Here is a 24,164-nt window from a genome sequence, read left to right as displayed (position 1 = left end):
ACTCACCTACAGTTCAATGTTCATTCCGTCCCAACTCACTTCAATGCCGGCATCGGTCAGGCTTTGGCGCTCAGCGGAGTCTTCGTCAAGAATGGGATTGGTATTGTTAATGTGGATCAGGATCTTGCGCTTGGCCGGCAGGCTGCTGAGCAATGCCGCCAGCCCCTGTTCTTCCGCCAGCGCCAGATGCCCCATGTCTTTGCCGGTATTGTGGCCGACGCCGAGGCTGGCCAACTCATTGTCACGCCATAAAGTGCCGTCGATCAGCAGGCAATCTGCGCGCTGTAGCCAGGGGAGCAACGCCTCGTCTGGCTCGCCAAGGCCGGGGGCGTAGAGCAGGCTGGTGCCGCGCAGCGTATCTTCAATAAACAAGGCGACGTTGTGGCCTGGCAGCGGGCGATTGCGATAGCGAGAATAAGGCGGCGCATTGCTCAGGATCGGTATTGCGGTGAAGCGGATCCTTGGGCAAACCGCCGTCTGGAACGATGCCAGCGGAACGACAGGGTGATGGATCAGGCCGCCGTTCCAATGAGAAAGCATGGTAAATACCGGGAAACCGGTGTTGAGATCGTCGTGAACTTCAGGAGTGCACCAAACGTGGTGTGGGCAACCTTCACGTAAACTGAGTAAGCCCGCACTGTGATCGATTTGGCTATCGGTCAGGATAATGGCGCCGATGCCGGTGCCGCGAAGCACGTTGGGGTTATTCAATTCAGGCGCAGCAAGCAGTTGTTGGCAAATATCGGGAGAGGCATTGCACAGCACCCAGTTTTTACCGTCGTCGCTGATGGCAATCGAGGATTGCGTCCGGGGCGAGGCGTTGAGCGTCTTGTTGCGTACCCCCTGACAGTTTTTGCAGTTGCAGTTCCATTGTGGAAAACCGCCGCCCGCTGCAGAGCCGAGAACTTTAATCTGCATGTATTGACCAGGAAAAGAGGAAAAGAAGTGCCCGCTCCAGAGGAACGGGCAGACGGGGCGATTAACGGTTGGAAATGTACAGTGTTACTTCCAGCCCCAGACGCAGATCAACAAATTCTGGTTTGGTCCAAGTTGTCATAGCGATACTCCTGTTGTGTGAATCAAGATGGGACAAGTCAGGTAACAAAATCGATCTTACCCGACGCGGCCCAGATGTTGATGAAATATGATGAAATTCGCAACCTTATAAAGGTAAGTTTTTTATTCGCCCCACGAAGCGCCCAAGGTTCCGAGCCAATTACGCCAGGCCAATTTCTCCAATAACCGGTCATCAAAACCCGCCTGCGACAATGCTTGCATCAGGTGCGGTAAACCGCTTACGTCGCCAAGCTGTTGCGGAATGTTCACCCCATCGAAGTCAGAACCGAATCCAACGCGGTCTTCCCCAAGTTTAGCGATCAAAAACTCAATGTGTTTAACAATTTCTGTCAAAGGTGTCGTTGCACTGTCACGTTTTCCGTCAGCGCGAAGAAACGCAGTGCCGAAATTAACCCCAACGAAACCATTGCTTTGCGCGATGGTTTCTAATTGTGCCTCGGTCAAATTACGGGGTTGCGGGCACAATGTATGGGCATTCGAGTGAGTGGCGACCAGAGGGGCCTTGCTGAGCGCGGCCGTGTCCCAAAATGCTTTTTCATTCATATGCGAAACGTCGATCATGATACGGCGTTGATTGCAGGCACGGACGAGTGCTTTACCTGCCTGCGTTAAACCCGCACCACTGTCCGGGGAGCCGGGAAATGGCCCGGTGACGCCTTCGCCGAACGCATTGGGTAGATTCCAGAAAGGCCCTATGCTGCGTACACCTAAATCATAAAACCGATCGAGGCGCGTCAGTTCCGCATCCAAAGCGCCGGCGCCTTCGATATGCAGCACGGCGGCAATGAGCTGATGGCACCGGCAATATTCTATCTCACTGACGGTGCGGCATATTCGTAATCGGCCTTCAGACGCTTGTTCCAACCGATACATTATGGCGATCTGCGCTTCGGTGATCGCCAACGGATCGTAGCCGGCGAGAACCTGCTCTTCGGTCTGGTTACGCATCTGCGCGACATAGCTCGCCGGGGGGATGAAGACCGCAAATAACCCGCCGAAAAATCCGCCGCGTTTCATGCGCGCAAAGTCCAGATGACCGTTTTCCACCCTGGAGTAAAACGCGGCGACGGGATCGTCAGGGTGCTCCAGCCAAAGCTTGAGCAGCAGATCGTTATGGCCGTCAAAAACAGGCAAGGGGGATAAGTGTGTCATGAGTTCCACTGTAAAAAATGACCGGCCTGAGGCGGCGACAGGATTATGCGAGCCATATTATCGCGCCGGGAAGCGGCTGGGTAGCCTTGTCTGACCCGGGGGACGGACGGGATTCTCGCCGTTTATCTCAGAACGGTAGGGGAATAGTGCCAATGAAAAAGATATTTGCAGCGGTTAAAACGATTTCTAATGCTATTTCACCGGCGCTATGACCGACTGATTATTTATCCGCAGTTACGGCATTGCTCTGCCGTTATTTTTCCGGCAAGCGCGCCTCTTTCCGTTAATGATTTCCGACATATTCCTTCATGTTTACTACCCTAGTACAGGCAGGGTAAACGGCGATCGCGATGATATTGGCCGTAACCGATTTTCAAATAACTTAGGGAGGCGTAAATGAAGACACACGCTAATTCAAAACGCTCGGCATTTGCCGTGGGGTTATATGAGCTGCTGGAGCCCATTCCCCTTGGTTTTTTTGTCGCAGCCTGGATCTTCGACATCATTTACCTCAACAGCTTTGTATTGATGTGGACACACGCCGCCAGTTGGCTTATCGCCATCGGTTTGGTGATTGCTGTCATCCCGCGATTGATGAATCTGGTACAGGTATGGGTGGGTCAGCATTATCCGCAAAGCTCACCGGTCAAAATTCATTTCTGGTTGAACCTGCTGGCGATTTTACTGGCGATACTCAACGCCTTTATTCATAGCCGCGATGCCTATGCGGTGGTGCCTATGGGTGTCATTCTCTCAACCCTGGTGGTCATTTTGCTGCTATTGAGCAATGTTCAACTCGCGTTACGTCAGCGCACAGTTAAGGAGCAGCCATTATGAATAACCGTAATCGTGCGTTGATCGCCGTAACGCTTGCCACGTTGTTGGCCGGTTGTGATGAAGGTGCCAGCCTCGATCCGCAACAACAGATAGGTCCGAATCCGCAATTGCCGCAGGCGCAGAATTTTTTAATGCCGCCGATGCGGGTACCTGAAGGCGTGCCGTGGAAGGAGGGTGAAAAGCCGAAGGTCGCTGAAGGGCTTAAGATTGAAAAAATCGCCGACGGTTTTATGCACCCGCGTCAAGTTTATGTCCTGCCGAATAATGATGTGCTGGTTGCAGAAGCCAATGGGCCTGCCAAACCTACCACGCGGCCGAAGCAGTTGATTATGGGCATGGTACAGCAGTCTTCCGGCAAAGGCGGCCCTGGCGGCAATCGCATCACGCTACTGCGTAATGTCGACGGCAAATGGGAAAAGCATGTGTTCATTGAGAACCTGTATTCCCCCTTTGGCATGCAGCTGATCGGTAACACTCTTTGGGTCGCGAATGCCGACAGTCTGGTGAAGTTTCCTTATCAGGAAGGACAAACCGAGATCCGCACCCCAGGCGAGGTGGTAACCGAACTGCCGGGTGGACCGATTAACCACCACTGGACCAAGGCACTTCTGGCCAGCCCGGACGGCAGTAAACTTTACGTCGGCGTCGGGTCAAACAGCAACATCACAGAAAATGGCATCGGCGCGGAATATCGCCGTGCCGCGGTGTTGGAAGTGGATACCGCCAGCGGTGCCAGCCGCATCTATGCCAGCGGGCTGCGCAACCCGACCGGGCTGCAATGGGAGCCGCAAAGCGGCAAACTGTGGGCGATCGTTAACGAACGCGACGAGATAGGTTCCGATCTGGTACCGGATTACATGACCTCGGTGCAGGAGAAGGGTTTTTATGGCTGGCCGTACAGTTATTTTGGCCAGCATGTAGATGAACGCGCCAAACCGCCACGGCCGGATCTGGTCGCAAAGGCGATCAAACCGGATTATGCGCTTAGTTCGCACGTTGCGCCTCTTGGCCTGCTGTTTTACAACAGTAATAACATGCCGCAATATCATGGCGGTGCGTTTGTCAGCGAACATGGCAGTTGGAACCGCACCCCGTTGAATGGATATCGGGTCATGTGGGTTAAATTCGACAATGGCCAACCGGTAGGTACACCCAAAACGGTCGTGAGCGGTTTCCTGACCGACGATCAGAAACAGGTCCGCGGTTTGCCGGTTGGGCTGGCGATGGATCGGCAGGGGGGTGTTCTGATTGCCGATGACGCGGGTAATTCACTCTGGCGCATCAGCGCTGCGCAATAAAATATAGGTAGCTATGCCGATTTCTTCAGGCCGTTCCGGGGCAGCCGAACCGGCTCGGCCTGAAGAAAAGGCAGCGGTATAATCACGGCGAAAAAAATCAACTTTTCTATTAGCACAAAGTAATGAGTTTTTGTCATTTTGTACTTTAACTGTTGGGTTTTTAGGTTTTTTTAGTTTCATAAGGTTATGAAATCCCTATTCGTTACGTTAATATTCTAGCTCCACTATGCAGTGCTTCGATTGATTGGGCGTCATCGTTTTACTGTACTGCATAGTGGGCATTATTAAAGCCACATGAATCAAACCAATAATCACCTTTCATGATAATGGTTGCGCTGCGTAATTATCCTGGCCAACCTTCCTTTGAGTTATCTTTGCTCTGAACCGTTCAAGCTTTTAGGGGACAGTTTGGATATCGAAAATTATTGTACGTTAAGGCTAAGAATTGACCATCAAGCCCCAAAGGATCTTAGGAAGATCCTCAAGGGGGCAACAAGTTGATTACCAACTACCGTAAGGATATTTTTTCCCTTTGATAAAGTCCTCAGTATCTTTTCCGTACTCATAGCCGTTAGAAAACCGCGTTATTCCTTTGCAAATATCTAATTTATCCCCTGAGACGGTTTTCAGGACTGATGGGGTGACGCGGTAATTAGGCTCAGAACCACTTCCCTGTAACCAGACGGCCACTTTCCCCTCCGGAGCCAGACCAATTTGCACTCTGTCGTAATACGCAGTTCTTCCCCGATAATCCCTGTACTCACTCGGCCTGAGCATTTTCTCCAGTACAGGTTTAGGGATCGTCAGATGAGTTTCATACACTTTTTTATCGATAATCGAGTCCCAGCAAAAAATAATATGTCTGGGAGGTCGTTTAACGTGATTCCAGTAGCCACCAGGCGCACGGTCTTTGTCGTTCCACTCGCCGATAACTTCAGGCAGGTCGGGTGTACTGTTCAGTGTGTTAAAGCGATAATCCTTTCCATCAGCGTCAAGAATAGCGGCAAACGTCACCACTGCTGGCAACGCTTTGGGTGTGAAAAAGTTAAAGGTCCACTCTGCCGGTACATTGCTTTGCGCGGCGGTGTCGGACAAAGACTTCCCCTGACAGGCCGTCAGGATCAACAACGGAAACAGCCAGGCCACACGGATTATTTCCATATTTTATTCCCGTCCATATCATAAACTGTACGTTGCCAGCGCTCGTCTGGCCGGTTGGTGAACGTCACCAGCTTCGCTGGTTTGACTGCACCGCGGATACTTCCCTGGCCGTCTCTCACCACGCTGTTCCAGTTGGCTGAGCAATGGATATATTTTTCGGCCAGCATCAGAATTTCTGGCGTGGTAAAGCCGGGGGCAGACTGTCCTCTCCTTATGGCACGGCCCATGACAATCGCTTTTTCACACAGGCTGTTCAGCTCTGGCCGGAGTGACAGGTTGTCGTCTTTAGGTAAAATAGGGGAAAACTCTACCCCGGCATCCTGCGCCGCATCGAGCATCACCCGCAACACCACCTTCGACCAGTCGTTGCGCGTCGGACGGTCGATAACCAACGCGGCACCGCTGCGTTTCTGTAGCGCTCCGTAACGGTCGGCGGGCATTTTGTCGTCATGCCAGGTATCAACATTCACTTCCACCGCATTCAGCAGTGGCGCTATCGCCGGATAGCCGTCCATCGCTGTAAGCTGCGCACAGGTCTGCCGGTAAATCCGCGTTTTTGTATCGGGAGTGGAAAGGGGGACGGTTTCAAACTCTGGCCGGGTAATGAAGTAGGCTTCGTGCTCGTCAGAGTTGTAGCCACCGCCAATGTCGGAGTGCGCACCGGGCAAAGCCAGTTCCGGCCACGCCGGTTTCACGCTGTTCAGCGCGAAGTTAAAGCGGCATTCGTGTTGCGCGGTGATGTGGAACACTTTGTCTGCCACGCCCGGACGCAGCACCAGATTGATATCCCCGGTATCGGCGCTGTGCGGGTTGAGACCGTTAACTGGTGTCCCTATGGCGGCTACGGTATCGAATATGCCCAGAAAGCGGGTTTTACCCCCGGGCGCCCCGGAAAATTCAGTCCCTTCCAGCCCGGCCTTAATCGCCGATACAATGGCGCGGTCCTGACTGAACACCCGGTTGGCAAAATGCCGCGCCGCCGCTGCTCCCCGGCTGAAGCCAAAAATATCAAACTGCAGCTCTTTGATGGTGCAGGAACCGGCGTTAGCATGTTGGAGTAAATAACCCTGAATACCGTCAGCCAGTGCTGCGATTGCTTTATCGGTTTTTCTCACTACGCCAGTATCGCCTCGGCCAGTTCCCATTCCGTAAGTGCTGTCGCCAGCCCCGTCTTCCGTACCGATACCTTCAATATAAATGGCGTACTGACCTGCTCCTGTATCGGGCCTGATATCCTGTCTATACAGTGTATTCAACCAGTGTATGTTGCTGTAGTAGCCGATATAGCTCCCTGCAGCAGTACCACTGTAGCCACGTTTTAGTCGGACGCACTGGGAATACGTAGAGTCAGCATCAGCATCGTTCATCCCGTAATGTTCCCCGGAACAGGCGGCCTGACGGTCACCGCTGTTATTCGCGTTGTTGCCGGTGCCATCAAAGAACACGCCGATGGTCAGCGTGATTTCCCGTTTCTTCTTTGCGGCCTGTGCACGCTGTTCAGGCTCTGATTGCTGCGCTTTTTTCTGCGCCGTCTCGGCCCGTTCGGCCACCTGTCCGGCGTTACAGTTGCTCTCGTAGGTATGCGTCTGGACTGACGGGATAAACCGGGCCCGGCACGGGCAGGAACTGTAGCTGTCCAGTGAACCCGCCCACTCTTTTGGACCACCATCGACCTCATAGGTATCCCCCATGCCGCCGCACACGCGGAAGCGCCCCTCATGCTTCCCGCAGGTCACCGGGTCACCTACGCGGACCTGCTGCCGCTCGATGCCGCCGGTTTCGTAGGTGTCATCAGATGCGCCGGAAAGGATCCGTCCGCCGCAGGTGGTTTTATCCAGGTGATACAGAAAAAATCCCGTTGTCATAATCCCTCATGAACGAAATGGTTATAAAATCAGCGCATCATACCTTAATCATGACTTAACCAAAATCTTCGGCTTCTGATTGCCGGTACAATGCCTGGATACGGCAGATTTGCGAAGGACTGTACTCCGTTGCATCTGCTGTTTCCCCGGATACTGAGTTTCCTGACCTGCCGGTAGTACAGGACTTTCTAATGCCGCTCATGATCGGCCTGTTTTCCCCGGTATTTATCCAGCGTATGGGCTCGTTCAATTCCCGGTTTTTGGGCTCAGCCAGTCCTTATGCGGCATTACGGCCATCAGATCGATAAGCATGTTATTGAACGGCACGAATGATTGGATCAGCCTGCGAAGAGGTTTTATCTGACAGCGCCTGCCATGAGGTAGGCACATCCAGGCTGACAATCCGTAGTTCGTGTTGTTCTATCTGCTTTTCCATGATTCCGGCGTCTGGCGGCGGCAGACACTCAATACCAATTGCCGAAGCCAACGATGGGCCGGATCCACTTCGCAACGCGGGTGCCACATTTGCGAGACGGTAATACCCTGGGTTTTTACCGGCAGTTCAAAAGCGAAAAGTGTGGCGACAACCCCGTTCCCATTAACCACGGGTTGATTGATAAGAAAAGAGGCGGGCACCAGCGCCACCAGGTCCGATGCCTGCGCCACCGCCAGCGCGGCGGGAAAGCTCGGCACCACGGCGGCGATATTCCGCTCCAGCCCCAGTTCTGCCAGCGCCTGGTCCACCGGCCCGGCTACCCGCCCGCTGCGCGAGGCGACGACATGCCCGCAGGCAACATAGCGTTCAAGGGTGACGTCTGGCTGTAGCGCCAGCGGATGGCCCTTTCTTGCCACCCCCACGAACCTGTCCCTGAATAACGCCTGCAGGCGTATTTCCGGCCCCATGTCGCCCAACACGCCGATCTCGAGATCAACCAGGCCTTCTCGCAAAGGCTTTGCGCTTTTCTCGGGTTTTGGCGCAAAGCGCAGGCGCACTAAAGGGGCCGCCGCTGCCGCCGCCGCGATAAGCGCCGGGCCAAAAGCCTCCACAAAGCCGTCGTTGGTACGCAGGATAAAGGTGCGTTCCAGCGTGGCCGGATCCAGCTCAGTTGCCGCAGGGCGGAGCACTGCGCGTGCCTCAAAGACGGTATTTTGCGTACGCTCGCGTATCTCTTCGGCATAAGGAGTCAGCACCATATTGCGCCCGGCGCGCACCAGTAAAGGATCGCCGGTTGCCGTACGCAAGCGGCTGAGCGTGCGGCTCATGGCCGAAGCGCTTAATCCAAGACGCCGCGCTGCGCCGACCACGCTGCCTTCGGCCAGTAACACGTCGAGGGCAATGAGTAGGTTGAGATCGGGTTCCGTCACGCTGTTTAGTCTCCTTGGCCAAAAGAAAGTGGTATACAGCTTATAACCGCAAACGCTGCGTTTTCAGCCCGCTATTATGCAGGGGATTGTTTGTGAAAGGGTAAATATCCAGCGCTGCGCTATTTTTAAGGCCAGGTAGTTGAATACCTGACCTTAATCAACAGTGAATCTCTCAGCGGGCGCTGTCTATCATTGCTCCGCCATCCGGCGTGAGACTATAGCCCGTCAGGAATTGCGCATCACGGCTTGCCAGAGGTATGGTCGGATCAAAGGCGTTATTGATCAGGATATCAATACCGCCAAAAGCCGCAGTCGTTTGATCGACCGCCGCGTTGATCTGCTCTTCGCTACTGATATCACCTACAACTGCGATTGCTGAACCGCCGGCCAATTGAATGTCGCGGACAACATTTTCCACCGCATTTGCGGTTCGCGACATCACCGCTACTTTCGCCCCTTCGGTTGCCAGCAGCATTGCGATAGCCCTGCCGATACCGCGACTTGCTCCGGTAACAAGGGCAACTTTTCCACTTAATCGATTCATGGCCACTCTCCTTTTAGATTTGATGGGACAACATGTGATTAGCGACGGTTTCTGCATAAGAAGAAGGGGGTGTCCTTGCTGCATTTTGCGTGGTGAATGACGCGGCCATTAATACAAGTCCTGTCACGGCCGGTAAGGCACCCATCGGTTTTTTGACGCCAACATGAGCCATTGCGGAGAGCATGAGGTGAAAGAAAATACCTGCGTAAGCCAAATCGCCAAGAAAAACGCTAACGCGCGACAGGAGGGCAACGACAGCCAGAATTTTCACTGCGATAAGCAGAGGATGCAGATAAGCGGGGTAGCCAAAATCAACCAGCGTCTGGCGCACCCATCCCGGCTTGACGATATAAAGTATTGCTGAAGTGACATACAAGAAACCCAGCAAGGCCGTGCTAATCCAGTAAATCCAAATTTCGGTCATGGAGAATGTCCTTTTGTTAATCGAAACTGTCGACCGGCGCAAGCATGTAGCCTATGATGAATTTTAACAAGTAGGATGAAATACAAGGGGTTAGTATGGAAAACCATACCAATGAGGGCGCTGAAGTTAACATGCATGAAGAAATGCGCCGTGCATTCGGCTTGCTGTCTGGCAAATGGAAGCTGGAAATCATGTGGCTCCTGAACCAGCGTATTTACCGCTTTGGCGAACTGCGAAAAGCGATCCCTGGGGTAACTCAACACATGCTGACGGCCCAGCTTCGGGAACTTGAAAATGATGGGTTGGTATCCCGAACCGTTTTTGCGGAGGTTCCTCCACGAGTAGAATATGAAATCACAAAAAAAGCTCGCGGGCTCGGGCCCACTATGGAGGCACTTACAGTATGGTGGCTCGAATATGGCGGCGATATTCCGGTAAAACCGGCAGGGAGAGGGCGCCGCACAACGCCGGGAAAAACATCCGGATAACTTTTATCCAGCCGAACTGCCAACGACGGGAGTGCTCCTGTCGTTGGCAGTGCCATCGTTAAAGCAGATTTTGGCGATCTGTCATAGTTGCTTCATGCAGCGTCGGGCACTATGCCTTTTTCGGGGGGATTCCAAAGAAACGAGGGTACTCACGGGCAAACCGAGAAGGGCTTTCATCGTCTACCTCGCAGGTAGCGATGCTCGTAAAAAAGCCGATAGCAGAATGCTATCGGCTTTTAACGGCAAACCGGTTTAAGCGGCCGGCAATTGCTGAGCAGTGGTTTCCACCAGCGCCAGCAACACTTTAATGTCTTCCAGACTGACGGTCGGGTTCAACAACGTCATTTTCAGGCAGGTAACGCCGTCAAACTCGGTAACGCCCACGTTGGCGCGGCCCGATTCCAGCAAGGCATCGCCAATCCGTTGGTTGAGCAAGGCAATCGCCGCATCGCCGCTCGTCGCCAACTGCGGCGGGAGGTAGCGGAACAGGACGCTGGCCAACTGCGGCTGCATAACCAGTTCCAGCGAGGGTTGATCGCCGATGTAGTGCGCAACCTGCTGCGCCAGCGTAACGCCGTGATCGATGATCTCCGCGTACTGCTTTTGCCCCAGGGCTTCCAGGCCCATCCACAGTTTCAACGCATCGAAACGGCGGGTGGTTTGCAGCGATTTGGACACCAGGTTCGGCACGCCCTGCGCTTCGTCGAACTCGGAGTTCAGGTAGGCCGCCTGATAGCGCATCAGCTCATAGTGACGGGCTTCTTTCAGCAAGAAGGCACCGCAGCTGATGGTCTGGAAGAATTGCTTATGGAAGTCCAACGTAATGGAATCCACCAATTCAATGCCATCCAGATAATCGCGGTATTTCTCCGACAGCAGCAATGCACCGCCCCAGGCTGCATCGACATGCACCCAGATCTGGTGTTTCGCCGCCAACTGCGCGATAGCGCGCAGAGGATCAATAGCGCCGGCATCCGTGGTGCCTGCGGTCGCTACAATCGCCAGGATCTGCTCGCCGTTGGCTTCGGCCTGCGCCACTTTTTCGGCTAAATCGTTCAGGTCCATACGCGCGAAGCGATCGGTTTTCACCAGCGTGACGGATTGGTAACCCAGGCCCAGCAACGCCATGTTCTTTTGCACCGAGAAGTGGGCGTTTTCAGAACATAACACTTTAATCTTTCTCAGGTTGCCGACCAGGCCATCCTGCTGGATAGAGTGCCCCTGGCGCGCAAAGAAGGCGTCGCGCGCCAACATCAGGCCCATCAGGTTGCTCTGGGTACCGCCGCTGGTGAACACCCCGGCATCGCCAGGCTGATAACCTACCTGGGTGCGCAACCATTCGATCAATTTCATCTCGATGATGGTGGCGGACGGGCTTTGATCCCAGGAGTCCATGCTTTGGTTGGTGGCGTTAATCAAGACCTCAGCGGCCTGGCTGACCACCAGGCTTGGGCAATGCAAGTGCGCCACGCACTGCGGGTGGTGAACCGACAGGCTGTCTTTTAAAAAGTACTCAATCGCGCGTTCAATCGCGGCCTGGTTGCCCAGGCCCTGTGGATTGAAATCGAGCGTAATGCGTTCACGCAGTTCGGCAACGGTTTTCCCCTGATACATCTCAGGTTGTTGCAGCCACTGCACAACGGCCTGGCTACTCTGTGCAATCGCTTGCTGGTATGCCTCGGTGCTTTGCGCCGAGGCCGCCAGAATCGGGTTTAACTTGGACATCGCGGTCATTCACTCCACATCAGACGGGTTTGACGCCGGCCGCTAACAGGGCTTGTTCAAATTTATCCAGGAAAATACCCAACTCATCGTTGGTGATCAGCAAGGAAGGCAGCAAGCGCAGCACGCAACCATTGCGGCCACCGCGCTCCAGGATCAGCCCGGCTTCAAAGCATTTTTTCTGCAACAGTGCGGATAATTGGCCATCAGCAGGGTAGCAACCCATATGATCTTGCGCTTCGTGTGGTTTGACGATCTCAATGCCAATCATCAAGCCCAGGCCACGCACGTGACCTATCACCGGATAACGTTTTTGCAGCTCGGCCAGGCGGGCTTTCAGCCATTCGCCCTGGGCGGCCACTTTTTCGGCAATCTGGTTGTCTTTAAGGTGCTGCAGGGTGGTCAGGCCGGTGGCCATCGCCAATTGGTTGCCGCGGAAGGTACCGGTATGGTGGCCGGGCTCCCAGGCGTCGAACTGTTTTTTGATGGCCAATACGGCCAATGGCAAACCGCCGCCTACGGCTTTCGACATCACGATGATGTCCGGCTCAATGCCCGCGTGCTCAAAGGCGAAGAATTTGCCCGTACGCGCAAAGCCGGCCTGGACTTCATCGATGATCAGCAAAATGCCGTGTTCCTGAGTGACTTTGCGAATGCGCTGCAACCACTCGGCCGGGGCCGGGTTAACGCCGCCTTCACCCTGAACGGCTTCCAGAATGACGGCCGCAGGTTTGCGTACGCCGCTTTCGACGTCATTGATCAGGTTGTCGAAATAGTAGGTCAATGCCTTGACGCCGGCCTCGCCGCCAATGCCCAGCGGGCAGCGGTACAGGTGCGGGTAGGGCATGAACTGGACTTCCGGCATCATGCCGTTGATGGCTTCTTTCGGTGACAGGTTACCCGTTACCGCCAGCGCGCCATGGGTCATGCCGTGATAGCCGCCGGAGAAGCTGATCACGCCGGAGCGACCGGTGTGTTTTTTGGCCAGCTTAAGTGCGGCTTCAACGGCGTCTGCGCCGGATGGACCGGTGAATTGCAGGCAATACTCTTTGCCCTGGCCGGGCAACAAGGAAAGCAGGTATTCGGAGAAACGATCTTTCAATGGCGTGGTCAGATCGAGGGTATGTAACGGCAAGCCGCTGGTAATGACATCTTGGATGCTTTTCAGCATGTCAGGGTGGTTATGCCCAAGCGCCAGGGTTCCGGCGCCAGCCAGGCAGTCAAGATACTGATTATTCTCAACGTCTGTGATCCACACGCCTTCTGCTTTGGCGATGGCCAGTGGCAATTTGCGTGGATAACTTCTGACATTCGATTCAAATTCGGCCTGTCTCGCCAAATAGGTTTCATTGTTTCCATTTAATGAATTCGCAACTAAAGTGTCAATACGGACTTTATCCGTCATCATATCTCTCCTACAACCGGGAGTGTCAAAACGCCCTGGTTGAATTAATTGAATTTAAAAGTAAACCCGGTAAAAAATCGCGTCCAATATATGGCTTTTTAGCCTGGGACTCAATAGCTTATTTCCCTTTGATTTTATTGGTTTTTTTATGCCATTGCCAATATGTTGCTGTTTTTGTGACCATTCATGCCACCCCCCTGAGGCTATACCCTCGGCTAAAATGTTTGCTGACAACATTTAGACACGTTTTTTGTGTGGCGATAGACTGACCGACGGGGGATGGCTCGTCCGCCAGGCCGCGCCAGTAGCGGCCTTGAGCAGAGGCGGTACGTGAATCAATAAATATCGAAGTGGCTTATGCTTTTGCCAGATTTTTTCCGTGTATTGAAATTCGGGCATGAACCCGGTTTCCTGGCAAAAACATCGTCGAGTCAATGAACCAGAAGTGCCCGCAGGTGTAAGCAAAAAGGAGCGTGTTTTGACCGTTTCAACCATGATCCCAACGCTGGAGATGCAACTGCATCAACCGGCGACGCGTAACAACAGCAAGCTTGTCAGTGAATTGCTGCATGATGATTTTGAAGAGATAGGCCGCTCGGGGCGGCATTATGATAAGCGGCAAACCGTTGCGGCGCTGGAGCAAGAAACCGGTCGACCAGTGATCCATGCCGAAGATTTCAAGTTGGTCATGATGACGGAGGCTGTGGCGTTGCTGACGTACAAAAGCTTCCAGCGCGATGCCGCAGGCACTATCACGAGGCTAACGTTGCGTTCGTCTGTCTGGGTGTTATCGGAGCATCAGACCGGCGAGCGCTGGCAGCTGCGTTTTCATCAGGGCACGCCGGCAACGGATTAATTGTTCATTAAATCCTCACGTACCCCAATAAAAAGAAAGCAGGCAATATCCGCGTCAGAAGGAATAATTAACGCCAAAGGAGAGCGTGCCGATATTTGATTTATCCACCATTGGGCTGTTTTTAACGGTGTTTGGCAGCGATTGGTAACGTGCAGAGACAAAAGTCTCCCAGCTTTTATTCAGATGATAGCGCGCAGCCAGTTCCAGGTAAGGGGTGAAACTGTCGTCCGGGGTATAACTGGCCAGCCCGCTTCGGCGCGATTCGCCGGCGTTGATGCCATAGTAATATTTATTTTGGTTTTTGCTGTCCCACCTGACACCGGCTATCGGGGTGATTTCCCAGTCATTCAGGTGGATGGGGTACAGATAGGCCAGATCGCCCACCAGGCCGTTGCTGTTGTTCAACACGTCAGCGGAAAGTGCCGCGCGAATGGCTCCCCAATCGGCGTGATGGGTGTACTCAACGCCGGCCATTGCAGTTGAACGGCGCTTGTTCAGGCGCTTCATACGCTCATCGTCACTGTCGCCGGGTTTGAAATGCCACGGCGAATAATAACCCATCACGTCCAGTTGATTCTGTTCGTCTTTCCACAGGTGATAGCCTCCTTTTAACCCGTGCAGATAAAAATCCTCCCCCTCATACCCAATGAGCGGCAGCGCAGTCAGGGTATTGTCCGTATCGCGATAGGGGCTGATGCCACCCCCCGCAGTCGCGCCCAGCGACCATTCGCCGGCGAACGCACCTGACGCATAGAAAAGAGGAAGCATCAAAAGCACGCGGCATTTCATTACCGGATAAAGGCTCATAAGGTCTACCTGAAAGTAAATAGGTACCGGGTGTGGTACGTAGGGAATTTATAGCAACCACGGCACAAAAAATTCATATTTCCTTATTTTTTACGCGAGCTTGATTGTTTGCTTACAAAGGCTCGTTAATTACCTTAATGGACATTTCCCGATTTTAACGCCCAGTCGGCTGGCGAAAGAGTTTAAGAGTGTCAGGTTTGTGAAAATAATGCGAAAGGTCGGGGGCTTGTTTTGAATTATTTATAAGGCGAGCAGTCAGTGGGATATCTCTTTAAATGACAGTACCGGGAATACTATGCCGATAGTAAACGGATGTTCCGCATGGCCGTGGTAAAGATTTATCCACAGGTATAAAGCTGACGCAGTATTTATGAACACTCGAGACATGCCAATCAAGATGAAGAAATCAATTGTTGCAATGCTATTCCTTAATAGCCTTTCGGCCTATGCCACAGACGGGTTCCTGGTGAAAGATATCCACTTTGAAGGGCTCCAGCGCGTTGCGCCAGGCGCTGCATTACTGAGTATGCCGGTACGCGTTGGCGACACGCTGTCTGACGAAGATATCGGCAATACTCTCCGCGCGCTGTTCGCTACCGGCAACTTCGACGATGTGCAGGTTCTGCGGGACGATCATGTCCTGATTATTAGAGTCAAAGAGCGGCCGACGATTGCCGGCATCTCTTTCTCCGGCAACAAAACGGTGAAAGACGACATGCTAAAACAGAACCTTGAGTCTTCGGGGGTACGCGTGGGCGAGGCGCTTGATCGCACTACGCTGTCTTCGATCGAGAAAGGCATGGAGGATTTTTACTATAGCGTGGGTAAATACAGCGCCCGCGTAAACGCGGTCATCACGCCATTGCCGCGTAATCGCATCGATCTGAAACTGGTGTTCACCGAAGGGGTATCGGCCAAAATTCAGCAGATTAACGTGATCGGCAATCAGGCCTTCCGCTCGGACGAACTGCTCGCCAACCTGCAACTGCGCGATGACGTGCCCTGGTGGAACCTGGCGAGCGATCGCAAGTACCAGAAACAGAAACTGGCCGGCGATCTTGAAACCTTGCGCAGTTTTTACCTCGACCGGGGTTATGCAAACGTTAAGATTGATTCAACCCAGGTGAGCCTGACCCCGGACAAAAAGGGCATTTATATCACCATCAACCTTACCGAAGGCAGCCGGTACTCGCTGTCCGGTACTGTGCTGAACGGCAATATGGCGGGGTACTTGCCGCAGATTGACGCCTTGACGCACATCCAGCCGGGCGAGCTGTACAACGGCGCAAAAATTACCCGTATGGAAAATGACATCAAGCAGCTGCTGGGGCGTTACGGTTACGCTTTCCCGCGGGTAGGGATAGAACCTGAAATCAATCAGACGGATAAGAGGGTAAAACTGCACGTCAATGTCGATGCCGGTCAACGTTACTCGGTGCGCAGGATCCGTTTTGAAGGCAACGGCACGTCGAAAGATTCCGTTTTGCGGCGCGAGATGCGGCAAATGGAGGGGGCGTGGTTAGGCAACGATCGGGTAGAACAGGGCAAGCAACGCCTGAATCGTACCGGCTTCTTCGAAACGGTGGAGACGGAAACCCAGCGAGTGCCGGGATCACCCGATCAGGTCGATGTTGTCTATAAAGTTAAAGAGCGCAATACGGGGAGCTTTAACTTTGGGCTCGGTTACGGCACGGATAGCGGGGCCAGTTTTCAAGTGGGCGTCAGCCAGGACAACTGGCTGGGCAGTGGGAATACCGTCGGTTTTAACGGCACCAAAAGCGACTCCCAGACCTATATCGAATTGTCGATGACTGACCCTTATTTCACGGTGGACGGCGTAAGTTTAGGCGGGAAGATCTCTTATAACGACTATGATGCGGAAGATGACGATCTCGCTGAATACACCATGAAAAGCCTGGGCATCGGCGGCAATCTTGGCTTCCCGATCGGCGAAAACAGTTCGCTTGGCCTTGGCCTCGACTATGCCAATACCCGCCTTAGCGGTATGGCGCCGCAGGTGGCCATGTGGCGCTACCTCAACTCGGTCAATGTCAACCCCCGCATCACCACGCAAGACGACGATAACGATGCCCGTTTCACGGCCAATGATTTCTTTGCGAGCGTGGGGTGGAATTACAACACGCTTGACCGCGGTTTCTTCCCGACTGACGGGACCAGCGCCAGCCTGAACGGCAAGATTACCGTACCGGGGTCGACCAACAGTTACTACAAGCTGACGTTCAGCGTCAATCAGTATCTGCCGTTGAGCAGCGATAATAAATGGATAGTGATGGGGCGTACCAAAGCCGGCTATGCCGATGGTCTTGGCGGCCATGAAGTGCCGTTCTACGATAATTTTAATGCCGGTGGTTCCAGTAGCGTACGGGGGTTTTCTTCCAACAGTATTGGCCCTAAAGCGGCTTACTATCATTGTAGCGGCACGGAGAGTGCCTACAGCGATTGTCCTGTCGACAAATCCGATGATGCCGTGGGCGGTAACGCCATGGCCATTGCCAGTACCGAGTTGATATTCCCGACGCCGTTCATTAATGATCGCTACGCCAATTCGTTGCGCACCTCAATGTTTGTCGATGCCGGCACGGTCTGGGACACCCATTGGCAGAATACCTCCCAAACGCTCGCCGCCGGGATACCGGATTACGGTGATCCGGGCAACATCCGCGTTGCGGCAGGTATTGCACTGCAATGGCAGTCGCCGTTGGGGCCGTTGTCCTTCTCTTATGCGTTCCCGATCAAAAAGTACGAAGGGGACAAGGCAGAGCAATTCCAGTTCAACATCGGCAAAACCTGGTAATCCTGACGCCAAGCCTGCCAATCTCCGCAGGCTTTGATTTTCACATAATACATTGATAATAAATAATAAACTTAGTTTTACCGATGCGGTGTTTTTTTTGCTGACACCTTACAGCAATGTGCCATCTTTGCAGTGATTTATATCGATTAATTTTGTGATTACACATCATTTATTACATTGATAAGGTGACTTGCACTCCATTATTTTTCATTGTTATCCCGTTGTTATCGGAAAAGTGACTTATCTCTCTTTTTAATTGGCCGCCGAGATCTATTTTTTCATTGTTTTAGCTAAAACCTTTCAGCTAACGTTAAGGACGGCACCATGAAAAAGTTAATTACACTTTCGGCGGTTATCTCTTTGATTTCGTGCGCAGTAAACGCGCAGACCATTGTGTTGACCGACTCGGAAAAAGGCATTGAACAAGGCAATTGGCAAACCGACAGCCAAAAGCTGAACATCGCAGGGGCGGGCTTCAGCTTACAGCAGCAGGTACTGCACGGCGGTAAGCAGGAAGGTTCCAAGGTGATCACCTTAAGCAGCGCCGGCCTGACGATTGCTCTGAGCCCGACACGCGGCATGAATATTCTGAATGTGAAGGGGTCAGACGTCCGGTTGGGCTGGGACTCACCGGTGACCGAGGTGGTCAACCCGGCTTACATCAATCTGGACAGCCGCAATGGGTTGGGGTGGCTGGACGGTTTTAATGAAATGATGGTGCGCTGCGGCTTTGAATGGACCGGGCACCCTGGCGTCGACAACGGCACGCTTTACACGCTGCATGGCCGCGCCGGCAATACGCCGGCCTCGAAAGTGGTGATTGAGATCGCCGAAAAAGCCCCGTACGAAGTCCGCATTCGCGGGTTGCTGAAAGAAAACACCTTCAAGAAAAGCAACCTGGAAACCTGGACCGAGCTGCGTTATATCCCTGGATCACAATCGTTTTCAATCCATGACCGCGTGACCAACCGCGCCGATTACCCACGAGATTACGAGATCATTTACCACAGCAACTTCGGCAAACCGCTGCTGGAAGAAGGTGCGGTATTCAGTGCACCGATCAAGGAAATCTCACCCTTTAACGACTACGCCAAAGCCGGCCTGAAAGATTGGGCAACCTATCAGGGCCCGACCAAAGGCTATGACGAAATGGTGTTCAACATCCTGCCTTATGCGGATGCACAGGGCAAAACGCTCGCCATGCTGCACAACCGGCGCGGGGATCGCGGTGTGGCGATAGGTTTCGATACCCACCAGTTGCCGCTGCTGACATTGTGGAAGAATACGGATACCGAACGCCAGGGATACGTCACCGGCATCGAACCGGGGACCAACTATGCCTATCCGGTGAAAATCGAACGGGAACAAGGGCGTATCAAACAGCTGCAGCCTGGCCAAAGTGCCGACTTCGAGCTGACCTATACTTTGCTGAAAGATGCTGAACAGGTGAAAGTGTACCAGGACAAGATCAAGACGCTGCAGGGGAGCAATCAGCCCAAACTGGTTGAGACGCCTATCGCGGTAGAATAGTCGTCAGTGAAAATTGTACCGATCGCGGGCCAAACCTTGTTGGCCCGTTTTGTTTTCCGGCGGCGCCGGCAATCGTTTAACGCTTGCGTGAATCCGGGATAATCAAATCCCCGCGCAGCACGCAGGCTCCGAGCATATCCCGGGTTTTCTCCGTCAACCAACTGACGATGCGCGCCGCCATGGCGTCCATTGAGTATTCGATGGAGGGGATCGCCGGAATGCCGGGTAAATGCAGCGAACCGGCCAGGCTAAAGACCATAATGTCGTCCGGTACGGATTTATTGAACGCCTGTAGCTGAGTAATCACCCGCTGTGCCTCCTGCTCGTCCGCCACCAGCAGCGCGTTGAAATTGAGCGTGGTGGCGTTATTGAGCAGTACCTGTACCGCGACGGAAGAGGTGGTCGAATCCATAAACACCAGGTTGCGATTGAACGGCAAAAAGTTGTTTTCCAGAGCAAGCTTGTAACCGAGCAGCAGTTGATCGGCAGAGCCGCCGGCATCCGGATGGATCAAGGCGATTTGGCGTCTGCCTTGGCTAATCAGGTAATTGCAGGCGCTTTCGGTGGCGAAAGCGTGGTCGAACTGAATGCTGTTGGGCGTATCGGCCTCAACGCAATCGACCAGGATCACGTTGTCATGCGGGATGTTGAGCGGGAACCGGGCGCCGATAATCAGCACGTCGTCGCACAACCCGCAGGTGAGTTCGTCCAGCGCGTTCATTACGCCCGCTTTGGTGTTGGCGAAACGCAGCAGCAGATGCTTTTGATGCTGGCTGAGCTGTTTTTCCAGCGCATAAAGATAACCTGTGGTCTGGTTAATGTTCTCCTGCGCGCAGATAACCCCGATGCAGCCCGTCGATTGGCTAAGCAATGATTGCGCGATCACATTGGGCCGGTAATTGAGCTCTTCTGCGGCCTGCAATACCGCGAGACGGCTGGCTTCCTTAACGCCGCGCGTTCCACTCAACACCCGTGAGACTGTGGCTTTTGACACCCCAGCTAAACGTGATACATCGTTGATTGTTGACATCTTTCTCTCCTGACAAACCCAAGCTGCAGCCTGTAAAAACCCATCCGGTAATGGCTCACATTATCGCCGCCAGCAGTATAACCTTTTTCTTTTTTTCATGGAAACCGATTTTCCATAGCATCTCAAAACCTCTCTGGGTGAGGCAAAAATATGTGATGCAAATCCAATAAAAAACCCTTGCGCTGCCTAGATCATGATGAGTATCACACTTCCACTCTCACCCAATGGAAAACGGTTTCCGTATGATATCCAATCATTCCCGCATTCAGGTTATTTACTCGTTGAGGATGGTTGTCGATGTACAAAATTATGCTGTGTTGTTCCGCCGGGATGTCTACCAGCCTGCTGGTCAGGAAAATGGTCGAGGCGGCGGATGAAAGGGGGTTGCCGGTCGAGATCGATGCCTATGGCGTAGCCGAGTTCGATACGCAGTTTCCACGCTATCAGGTGGTGCTGCTGGGGCCGCAGGTAAAATATATGCTTAAAACACTGTCAGAAAAGGCTGCCGTCCAAGGCATACCCGTTCAGCCCATTGATCCGATGGACTACGGCATGCAGCGCGGTGAGAAGGTACTGGACTATGCTCTGTCGCTGATCGCAGCGGCGCACTAAAAAGGTGTTCCTATGAGTTCGTTATATCAGTCAATGGTTGCCGTCATCGAGCAATCCATCACTCCGCTGGCCGGCCGTCTGGGGCAGCAAAAATATGTCATTGCCATCCGCGATGGTTTTACCGCCGCGCTGCCGTTTATGATTATCGGCTCATTCATGCTGGTCTTTATCTTTCCGCCGTTTTCCGCCGACACCACGAACAGCTTTGCGCGTGGCTGGCTGGATTTTTCGCAGACTTATCGCGCACAGCTGATGTTGCCGTTCAACCTGAGCATGGGGGTGATGACCTTCTTTATCTCCGTGGGGATTGGCGCCAGCCTCGGGCGGCAGTTTAATCTCGATCCGGTGATGTCCGGCTTGCTGGCATTTATGGCCTTTTTGCTGGTGGCTGCCCCTTATGCCGACGGTAAAATATCCACCCAGTATCTTTCCGGGCAAGGGATTTTCACCGCCCTGATCACCGCCATTTACTCAACCCGCGTTTACGCCTGGCTCAAGCAGAACAACGTCACCATCCGCCTGCCGAAAGAGGTGCCCACCGGCGTGGCGCGTTCGTTCGAGATACTGATCCCGGTGTTGGTGGTGATTGGTACGCTGCATCCGCTGAATCTGTTTATCGAAGCGCAAACCGGCATGATCCTGCCGCAGGCGATTATGCATCTGCTGGAACCGCTGGTGTCCGCCTCGGATTCGCTGCCTGCCATTTTGCTGTCGGTATTGTTGTGCCAGATTTTCTGGTTCGCCGGCATTCACGGTGCGCTGATCGTCACCGGCATCATGAACCCATTCTGGATGGCGAACTTGTCGGCAAACCAGGCGGCGCTGGCGGCCGGGGCGGCATTGCCGCACGTTTATTTGCAGGGTTTCTGGGATCACTATCTGCTGATTGGCGGCGTCGGTTCGACGTTACCGCTGGCTTTCCTGCTGTTGCGCAGCCGCGTTGCGCATCTGCGCACCATCGGCAAGATGGGCGTGGTGCCGAGCTTCTTTAACATCAATGAACCGATCCTGTTTGGTGCGCCGATCATCATGAACCCGATGTTGTTCATCCCGTTTGTCTGCGTTCCTATGATCAACGCCGTACTGGCCTATACCGCGACGCGTTTGGGATGGTTGGCGCAGGTGGTCTCGCTTACGCCGTGGACCACGCCGGCACCCATCGGCGCCTCCTGGGCGGCGAACTGGGCGTTCAGTCCGGTAGTGATGTGCGTCATCTGTATGGTGATGTCCGCCCTGATGTACTTGCCGTTCCTGCGAGCCTACGAGCGCTCTTTAATGAAAACCGAAGAGCAAAAAGCGCAGAACGGGGCACCGCTGGCCGGAACCCTCGGCAACAACTGATATTTATGGAGAAGCGAAGCATGAAATACGTATTTCCCGAGCACTTCTGGTGGGGCAGCGCCAGCTCTGCGCTGCAAACCGAAGGGGACAGCCTGCAGGGCGGTAAAAGCCCGACAATCTGGGACACTTGGTACGCCAATGAGCCCGGGCGTTTTCATCAGCAGGTGGGCCCGCAGGAGACGTCGACCTTTTACCGGAACTGGCGCCAGGATATCGCGCTGCTGAAACAGCTCAACCATAACAGTTTTCGGACCTCCCTCAGCTGGTCGCGGCTGATCCCGGACGGCACGGGCGAGGTGAATCCGCAGGCGGTGGCGTTTTATAACAACGTGATTGATGAGCTGCTGGCGCAGGGCATCAAGCCGTTTATTACGCTGTTCCACTTCGATATGCCGATGGCGATGCAGGAGAAGGGCGGCTGGGAAAATCGCGACGTGGTCACGGCCTTTAGCCGCTATGCGCAGGTCTGTTTTGAGCTGTTTGGCGACCGGGTGATGCATTGGTTCACCTTCAATGAGCCGATTGTGCCGGTCGAAGGCGGCTACCTGTATGATTTCCACTATCCCAATGTGGTCGACTTTAAGCGGGCGGCGACGGTGGCCTACCACACGGTGCTGGCGCATGCGTCGGCGGTACAGGCGTTTCGTGTCGGGCTTTACGCCGGGGAGATCGGTATCGTGCTGAACCTGACGCCGTCCTACCCGCGTTCGCAAAACCCGGCGGATGTGAGTGCCGCGCATCACGCCGACCTGCTGTTTAACCGCAGTTTCCTCGATCCGGTGCTGCGCGGCGAGTACCCGGCCGATCTGGTGGCTTTGCTGAAAACCTGGGATCAGCTTCCGGCCTGCCAACCTGGCGATCGGGCGCTGATCGCCGAAGGAAAGATTGATCTGCTTGGGGTTAACTATTACCAGCCGCGGCGCGTGAAATGCCGCGACAGTGCCGTAAACCCGCTGGCGCCCTTTATGCCTGAATGGTTATTCGAAAACTATGAAATGCCCGGCAGAAAAATGAATCCTTACCGCGGCTGGGAAATTTACGAGCCGGGTATTTATGACATTCTGACAAACTTGCGCGTTAATTATGACAACCCGCGCTGTTTTATTTCCGAAAATGGCATGGGTGTGGAAAACGAACAACGTTTTGTGGAAAACGGCCAAATCAACGATCGTTATCGTATTGAATTTGTTTCCGAACACCTTAAATGGCTGCATAAAGGCATTAGCGAAGGCAGTAATTGCCTCGGCTATCACATGTGGACGTTTATTGATAACTGGTCATGGTGCAACGGCTATAAAAATCGCTACGGTCTGGTGCAATTGGATTTAGCCAGCCAGCAACGTACCGTCAAGAAAAGCGGAGAGTGGTTTGCCGCCACCGCCGCAGACAATGGGTTTAACGAACTGGGGACGAATGATGATTGAATTGGAAGAAGCGGTCATGGAGATTATCGTCAACGCCGGCCAGTCGCGCAGCCTGTGCTTTGAAGCGTTGCGCGCCGCGCGGGAAGGCAACATCAGCGAAGCCAAAGCGCTGTTGCAGCAGGCCGATGGTTTCTCGCGCCAGGCGCATCATATGCAAACCAAACTGATCGAACAGGATGCCGGTGAAGCCCGACAGCCAATGACCTTGATTATGGTTCACGCGCAGGACCATTTAATGACGTCTTTACTGGCACGTGAACTATCGGAAGAGATCATTCATCTTTACCAACGTAAATAGCACATTATTCATTTCAATAAGGAGAAATAATTACGAAGAAAATTTAATTGCTCTGTACCCATATCAATAATAAAGAATCAGCTTGTTTTGGTGATAGCACGGTTTTTTTTAAA

At 53.5% G+C, this 24,164-nt stretch carries 23 protein-coding genes and 1 pseudogene; 10 read left to right on the top strand and 14 right to left on the bottom strand.

All coding sequences use genetic code 11. The annotated features are described in order from the left end of the window. Positions 1 to 6: 6 nt before the first annotated feature. From pqqB to V2S86_RS07440, 3 genes are all read right to left on the bottom strand, one after another. Positions 7 to 918 (bottom strand): pyrroloquinoline quinone biosynthesis protein PqqB, encoded by a 912-nt coding sequence (gene pqqB, locus V2S86_RS07450; protein WP_330761877.1) that lies wholly within the window; start codon positions 916 to 918, stop codon positions 7 to 9. A 61-nt stretch (positions 919 to 979) separates the two neighbouring features. Beyond that, a complete protein-coding gene (pqqA, locus tag V2S86_RS07445; RefSeq protein ID WP_004937827.1) occupies positions 980 to 1,057 on the bottom strand; it encodes a pyrroloquinoline quinone precursor peptide PqqA in 78 nt (25 codons plus the stop codon). A gap of 122 nt (positions 1,058 to 1,179) precedes the next feature. Next, positions 1,180 to 2,229 carry a dipeptidase gene (locus V2S86_RS07440; protein ID WP_330761876.1) on the bottom strand — a complete coding sequence of 350 codons (1,050 nt, stop codon included), beginning with the start codon at positions 2,227 to 2,229 and terminating at the stop codon, positions 1,180 to 1,182. Between the two features lie 396 nt (positions 2,230 to 2,625). On the opposite strand from V2S86_RS07440, the gene V2S86_RS07435 reads away from it, so the two are divergent. Together V2S86_RS07435 and V2S86_RS07430 are read left to right on the top strand one after the other, a co-directional pair. Next, positions 2,626 to 3,066, top strand: coding sequence for a DUF2231 domain-containing protein (locus V2S86_RS07435; protein ID WP_330761875.1), 441 nt, complete (start codon positions 2,626 to 2,628; stop codon positions 3,064 to 3,066). Then, on the top strand, positions 3,063 to 4,364 hold the full coding sequence (locus tag V2S86_RS07430) for a PQQ-dependent sugar dehydrogenase (RefSeq protein ID WP_330761874.1): 1,302 nt from the start codon (positions 3,063 to 3,065) through the stop codon (positions 4,362 to 4,364). The genes V2S86_RS07435 and V2S86_RS07430 overlap by 4 nt, the downstream gene beginning before the upstream one ends. Here V2S86_RS07430 and V2S86_RS07425 read toward each other — a convergent pair. The 7 genes and pseudogenes from V2S86_RS07425 to V2S86_RS07395 all read right to left on the bottom strand — a co-directional run bounded on the left by V2S86_RS07425 (position 4,335) and on the right by V2S86_RS07395 (position 9,723). Then, positions 4,335 to 4,544, bottom strand: coding sequence for a hypothetical protein (locus V2S86_RS07425; RefSeq protein ID WP_330761873.1), 210 nt, complete (start codon positions 4,542 to 4,544; stop codon positions 4,335 to 4,337). The two genes, V2S86_RS07430 and V2S86_RS07425, sit on opposite strands and share 30 nt — an antisense overlap. Before the next feature lie 321 nt (positions 4,545 to 4,865). Beyond that, on the bottom strand, positions 4,866 to 5,525 hold the full coding sequence (locus V2S86_RS07420; protein WP_330761872.1) for a DUF2931 family protein: 660 nt from the start codon (positions 5,523 to 5,525) through the stop codon (positions 4,866 to 4,868). Next, entirely contained in the window at positions 5,516 to 7,390 is a 1,875-nt protein-coding gene (locus V2S86_RS07415; RefSeq protein ID WP_330761871.1) for a phospholipase effector Tle1 domain-containing protein, read from the bottom strand. The genes V2S86_RS07420 and V2S86_RS07415 overlap by 10 nt, the downstream gene beginning before the upstream one ends. Before the next feature lie 55 nt (positions 7,391 to 7,445). Next, positions 7,446 to 7,826 (bottom strand): annotated as a pseudogene (locus V2S86_RS07410) (recombinase family protein); the annotation flags it as partial. Next, complete coding sequence (locus tag V2S86_RS07405) at positions 7,811 to 8,755, bottom strand: LysR family transcriptional regulator (protein WP_330761870.1); 945 nt, start codon at positions 8,753 to 8,755, stop codon at positions 7,811 to 7,813. The pseudogene V2S86_RS07410 and the gene V2S86_RS07405, both read right to left, overlap by 16 nt. Positions 8,756 to 8,927: 172 nt before the next feature. After that, positions 8,928 to 9,299, bottom strand: a complete 372-nt coding sequence (locus V2S86_RS07400) for an SDR family NAD(P)-dependent oxidoreductase (RefSeq protein ID WP_330761869.1) — start codon at positions 9,297 to 9,299, stop codon at positions 8,928 to 8,930. A 13-nt stretch (positions 9,300 to 9,312) separates the two neighbouring features. Then, positions 9,313 to 9,723: a DoxX family protein gene (locus tag V2S86_RS07395; protein WP_330761868.1), complete on the bottom strand. Its 411-nt coding sequence runs from the start codon at positions 9,721 to 9,723 to the stop codon at positions 9,313 to 9,315. Between the two features lie 95 nt (positions 9,724 to 9,818). On the opposite strand from V2S86_RS07395, the gene V2S86_RS07390 reads away from it, so the two are divergent. Next, positions 9,819 to 10,211: a winged helix-turn-helix transcriptional regulator gene (locus V2S86_RS07390; protein ID WP_330761867.1), complete on the top strand. Its 393-nt coding sequence runs from the start codon at positions 9,819 to 9,821 to the stop codon at positions 10,209 to 10,211. A 252-nt stretch (positions 10,212 to 10,463) separates the two neighbouring features. On the opposite strand, the gene V2S86_RS07385 is transcribed toward V2S86_RS07390, so the two are convergent. Together V2S86_RS07385 and V2S86_RS07380 are read right to left on the bottom strand one after the other, a co-directional pair. Next, on the bottom strand, positions 10,464 to 11,936 hold the full coding sequence (locus V2S86_RS07385; protein WP_330761866.1) for a pyridoxal phosphate-dependent decarboxylase family protein: 1,473 nt from the start codon (positions 11,934 to 11,936) through the stop codon (positions 10,464 to 10,466). 19 nt (positions 11,937 to 11,955) lie between these two features. Next, positions 11,956 to 13,338, bottom strand: a complete 1,383-nt coding sequence (locus V2S86_RS07380; protein ID WP_330763166.1) for a diaminobutyrate--2-oxoglutarate transaminase — start codon at positions 13,336 to 13,338, stop codon at positions 11,956 to 11,958. Positions 13,339 to 13,831: 493 nt separating this feature from the next. Here V2S86_RS07380 and V2S86_RS07375 point away from each other — a divergent pair, with 493 nt between their 5' ends. Beyond that, the gene (locus tag V2S86_RS07375) at positions 13,832 to 14,194 is read left to right on the top strand and encodes a nuclear transport factor 2 family protein (RefSeq protein ID WP_442996137.1); all 363 of its coding nucleotides are present in this window, start codon (positions 13,832 to 13,834) and stop codon (positions 14,192 to 14,194) included. Between the two features lie 54 nt (positions 14,195 to 14,248). Here V2S86_RS07375 and V2S86_RS07370 read toward each other — a convergent pair whose 3' ends face one another. Continuing rightward, entirely contained in the window at positions 14,249 to 15,001 is a 753-nt protein-coding gene (locus V2S86_RS07370) for a MipA/OmpV family protein (RefSeq protein ID WP_330761864.1), read from the bottom strand. A 370-nt stretch (positions 15,002 to 15,371) separates the two neighbouring features. On the opposite strand from V2S86_RS07370, the gene bamA reads away from it, so the two are divergent. Continuing rightward, positions 15,372 to 17,816 carry an outer membrane protein assembly factor BamA gene (gene bamA / locus V2S86_RS07365; protein ID WP_330761863.1) on the top strand — a complete coding sequence of 815 codons (2,445 nt, stop codon included), beginning with the start codon at positions 15,372 to 15,374 and terminating at the stop codon, positions 17,814 to 17,816. Positions 17,817 to 18,140: 324 nt separating this feature from the next. Further along, positions 18,141 to 19,346, top strand: coding sequence for an aldose 1-epimerase family protein (locus tag V2S86_RS07360; protein ID WP_330761862.1), 1,206 nt, complete (start codon positions 18,141 to 18,143; stop codon positions 19,344 to 19,346). 76 nt (positions 19,347 to 19,422) lie between these two features. Here the strand turns inward: V2S86_RS07360 and V2S86_RS07355 are convergent, their stop codons facing one another. Then, a complete protein-coding gene (locus V2S86_RS07355) occupies positions 19,423 to 20,376 on the bottom strand; it encodes a LacI family DNA-binding transcriptional regulator (RefSeq protein ID WP_330761861.1) in 954 nt (317 codons plus the stop codon). 297 nt (positions 20,377 to 20,673) lie between these two features. Between V2S86_RS07355 and V2S86_RS07350 the strand changes: the two genes are divergently transcribed. From V2S86_RS07350 to V2S86_RS07335, 4 genes are read left to right on the top strand one after another with little or no spacing between them, the layout of a single operon-like run. Then, a complete protein-coding gene (locus V2S86_RS07350; protein WP_006321882.1) occupies positions 20,674 to 20,988 on the top strand; it encodes a PTS sugar transporter subunit IIB in 315 nt (104 codons plus the stop codon). 12 nt (positions 20,989 to 21,000) lie between these two features. Continuing rightward, positions 21,001 to 22,329, top strand: a complete 1,329-nt coding sequence (locus tag V2S86_RS07345; protein WP_330761860.1) for a PTS sugar transporter subunit IIC — start codon at positions 21,001 to 21,003, stop codon at positions 22,327 to 22,329. 20 nt (positions 22,330 to 22,349) lie between these two features. Next, positions 22,350 to 23,753 (top strand): glycoside hydrolase family 1 protein, encoded by a 1,404-nt coding sequence (locus tag V2S86_RS07340; RefSeq protein ID WP_330761859.1) that lies wholly within the window; start codon positions 22,350 to 22,352, stop codon positions 23,751 to 23,753. Then, positions 23,746 to 24,051 carry a PTS lactose/cellobiose transporter subunit IIA gene (locus V2S86_RS07335; protein WP_330763165.1) on the top strand — a complete coding sequence of 102 codons (306 nt, stop codon included), beginning with the start codon at positions 23,746 to 23,748 and terminating at the stop codon, positions 24,049 to 24,051. The genes V2S86_RS07340 and V2S86_RS07335 overlap by 8 nt, the downstream gene beginning before the upstream one ends. Positions 24,052 to 24,164: the final 113 nt, after the last annotated feature.

This window comes from Serratia sp. C2(1), assembly GCF_036352655.1.
Taxonomy (GTDB): Bacteria; Pseudomonadota; Gammaproteobacteria; order Enterobacterales; family Enterobacteriaceae; genus Serratia; species Serratia inhibens.
Note: the sequence above shows the minus strand (reverse complement) of the source record. Positions and strands in the feature narration are given on the sequence as shown.

What these genes read in the sequence shown, in the direction of transcription:
- pqqB (WP_330761877.1), bottom strand. Translation starts at nt 918, where the DNA reads ATGCAGATTAAAGTTCTCGGCTCTGCAGCGGGCGGCGGTTTTCCACAA.
- pqqA (WP_004937827.1), bottom strand. Translation starts at nt 1,057, where the DNA reads ATGACAACTTGGACCAAACCAGAATTTGTTGATCTGCGTCTGGGGCTG.
- V2S86_RS07440 (WP_330761876.1), bottom strand. Translation starts at nt 2,229, where the DNA reads ATGACACACTTATCCCCCTTGCCTGTTTTTGACGGCCATAACGATCTG.
- V2S86_RS07435 (WP_330761875.1), top strand. Translation starts at nt 2,626, where the DNA reads ATGAAGACACACGCTAATTCAAAACGCTCGGCATTTGCCGTGGGGTTA.
- V2S86_RS07430 (WP_330761874.1), top strand. Translation starts at nt 3,063, where the DNA reads ATGAATAACCGTAATCGTGCGTTGATCGCCGTAACGCTTGCCACGTTG.
- V2S86_RS07425 (WP_330761873.1), bottom strand. Translation starts at nt 4,544, where the DNA reads ATGAAACTAAAAAAACCTAAAAACCCAACAGTTAAAGTACAAAATGAC.
- V2S86_RS07420 (WP_330761872.1), bottom strand. Translation starts at nt 5,525, where the DNA reads ATGGAAATAATCCGTGTGGCCTGGCTGTTTCCGTTGTTGATCCTGACG.
- V2S86_RS07415 (WP_330761871.1), bottom strand. Translation starts at nt 7,390, where the DNA reads ATGACAACGGGATTTTTTCTGTATCACCTGGATAAAACCACCTGCGGC.
- V2S86_RS07400 (WP_330761869.1), bottom strand. Translation starts at nt 9,299, where the DNA reads ATGAATCGATTAAGTGGAAAAGTTGCCCTTGTTACCGGAGCAAGTCGC.
- V2S86_RS07395 (WP_330761868.1), bottom strand. Translation starts at nt 9,723, where the DNA reads ATGACCGAAATTTGGATTTACTGGATTAGCACGGCCTTGCTGGGTTTC.
- V2S86_RS07390 (WP_330761867.1), top strand. Translation starts at nt 9,819, where the DNA reads ATGGAAAACCATACCAATGAGGGCGCTGAAGTTAACATGCATGAAGAA.
- V2S86_RS07385 (WP_330761866.1), bottom strand. Translation starts at nt 11,936, where the DNA reads ATGTCCAAGTTAAACCCGATTCTGGCGGCCTCGGCGCAAAGCACCGAG.
- V2S86_RS07380 (WP_330763166.1), bottom strand. Translation starts at nt 13,338, where the DNA reads ATGACGGATAAAGTCCGTATTGACACTTTAGTTGCGAATTCATTAAAT.
- V2S86_RS07375 (WP_442996137.1), top strand. Translation starts at nt 13,832, where the DNA reads ATGATCCCAACGCTGGAGATGCAACTGCATCAACCGGCGACGCGTAAC.
- V2S86_RS07370 (WP_330761864.1), bottom strand. Translation starts at nt 15,001, where the DNA reads ATGAGCCTTTATCCGGTAATGAAATGCCGCGTGCTTTTGATGCTTCCT.
- bamA (WP_330761863.1), top strand. Translation starts at nt 15,372, where the DNA reads ATGAACACTCGAGACATGCCAATCAAGATGAAGAAATCAATTGTTGCA.
- V2S86_RS07360 (WP_330761862.1), top strand. Translation starts at nt 18,141, where the DNA reads ATGAAAAAGTTAATTACACTTTCGGCGGTTATCTCTTTGATTTCGTGC.
- V2S86_RS07355 (WP_330761861.1), bottom strand. Translation starts at nt 20,376, where the DNA reads ATGTCAACAATCAACGATGTATCACGTTTAGCTGGGGTGTCAAAAGCC.
- V2S86_RS07350 (WP_006321882.1), top strand. Translation starts at nt 20,674, where the DNA reads ATGTACAAAATTATGCTGTGTTGTTCCGCCGGGATGTCTACCAGCCTG.
- V2S86_RS07345 (WP_330761860.1), top strand. Translation starts at nt 21,001, where the DNA reads ATGAGTTCGTTATATCAGTCAATGGTTGCCGTCATCGAGCAATCCATC.
- V2S86_RS07340 (WP_330761859.1), top strand. Translation starts at nt 22,350, where the DNA reads ATGAAATACGTATTTCCCGAGCACTTCTGGTGGGGCAGCGCCAGCTCT.
- V2S86_RS07335 (WP_330763165.1), top strand. Translation starts at nt 23,746, where the DNA reads ATGATTGAATTGGAAGAAGCGGTCATGGAGATTATCGTCAACGCCGGC.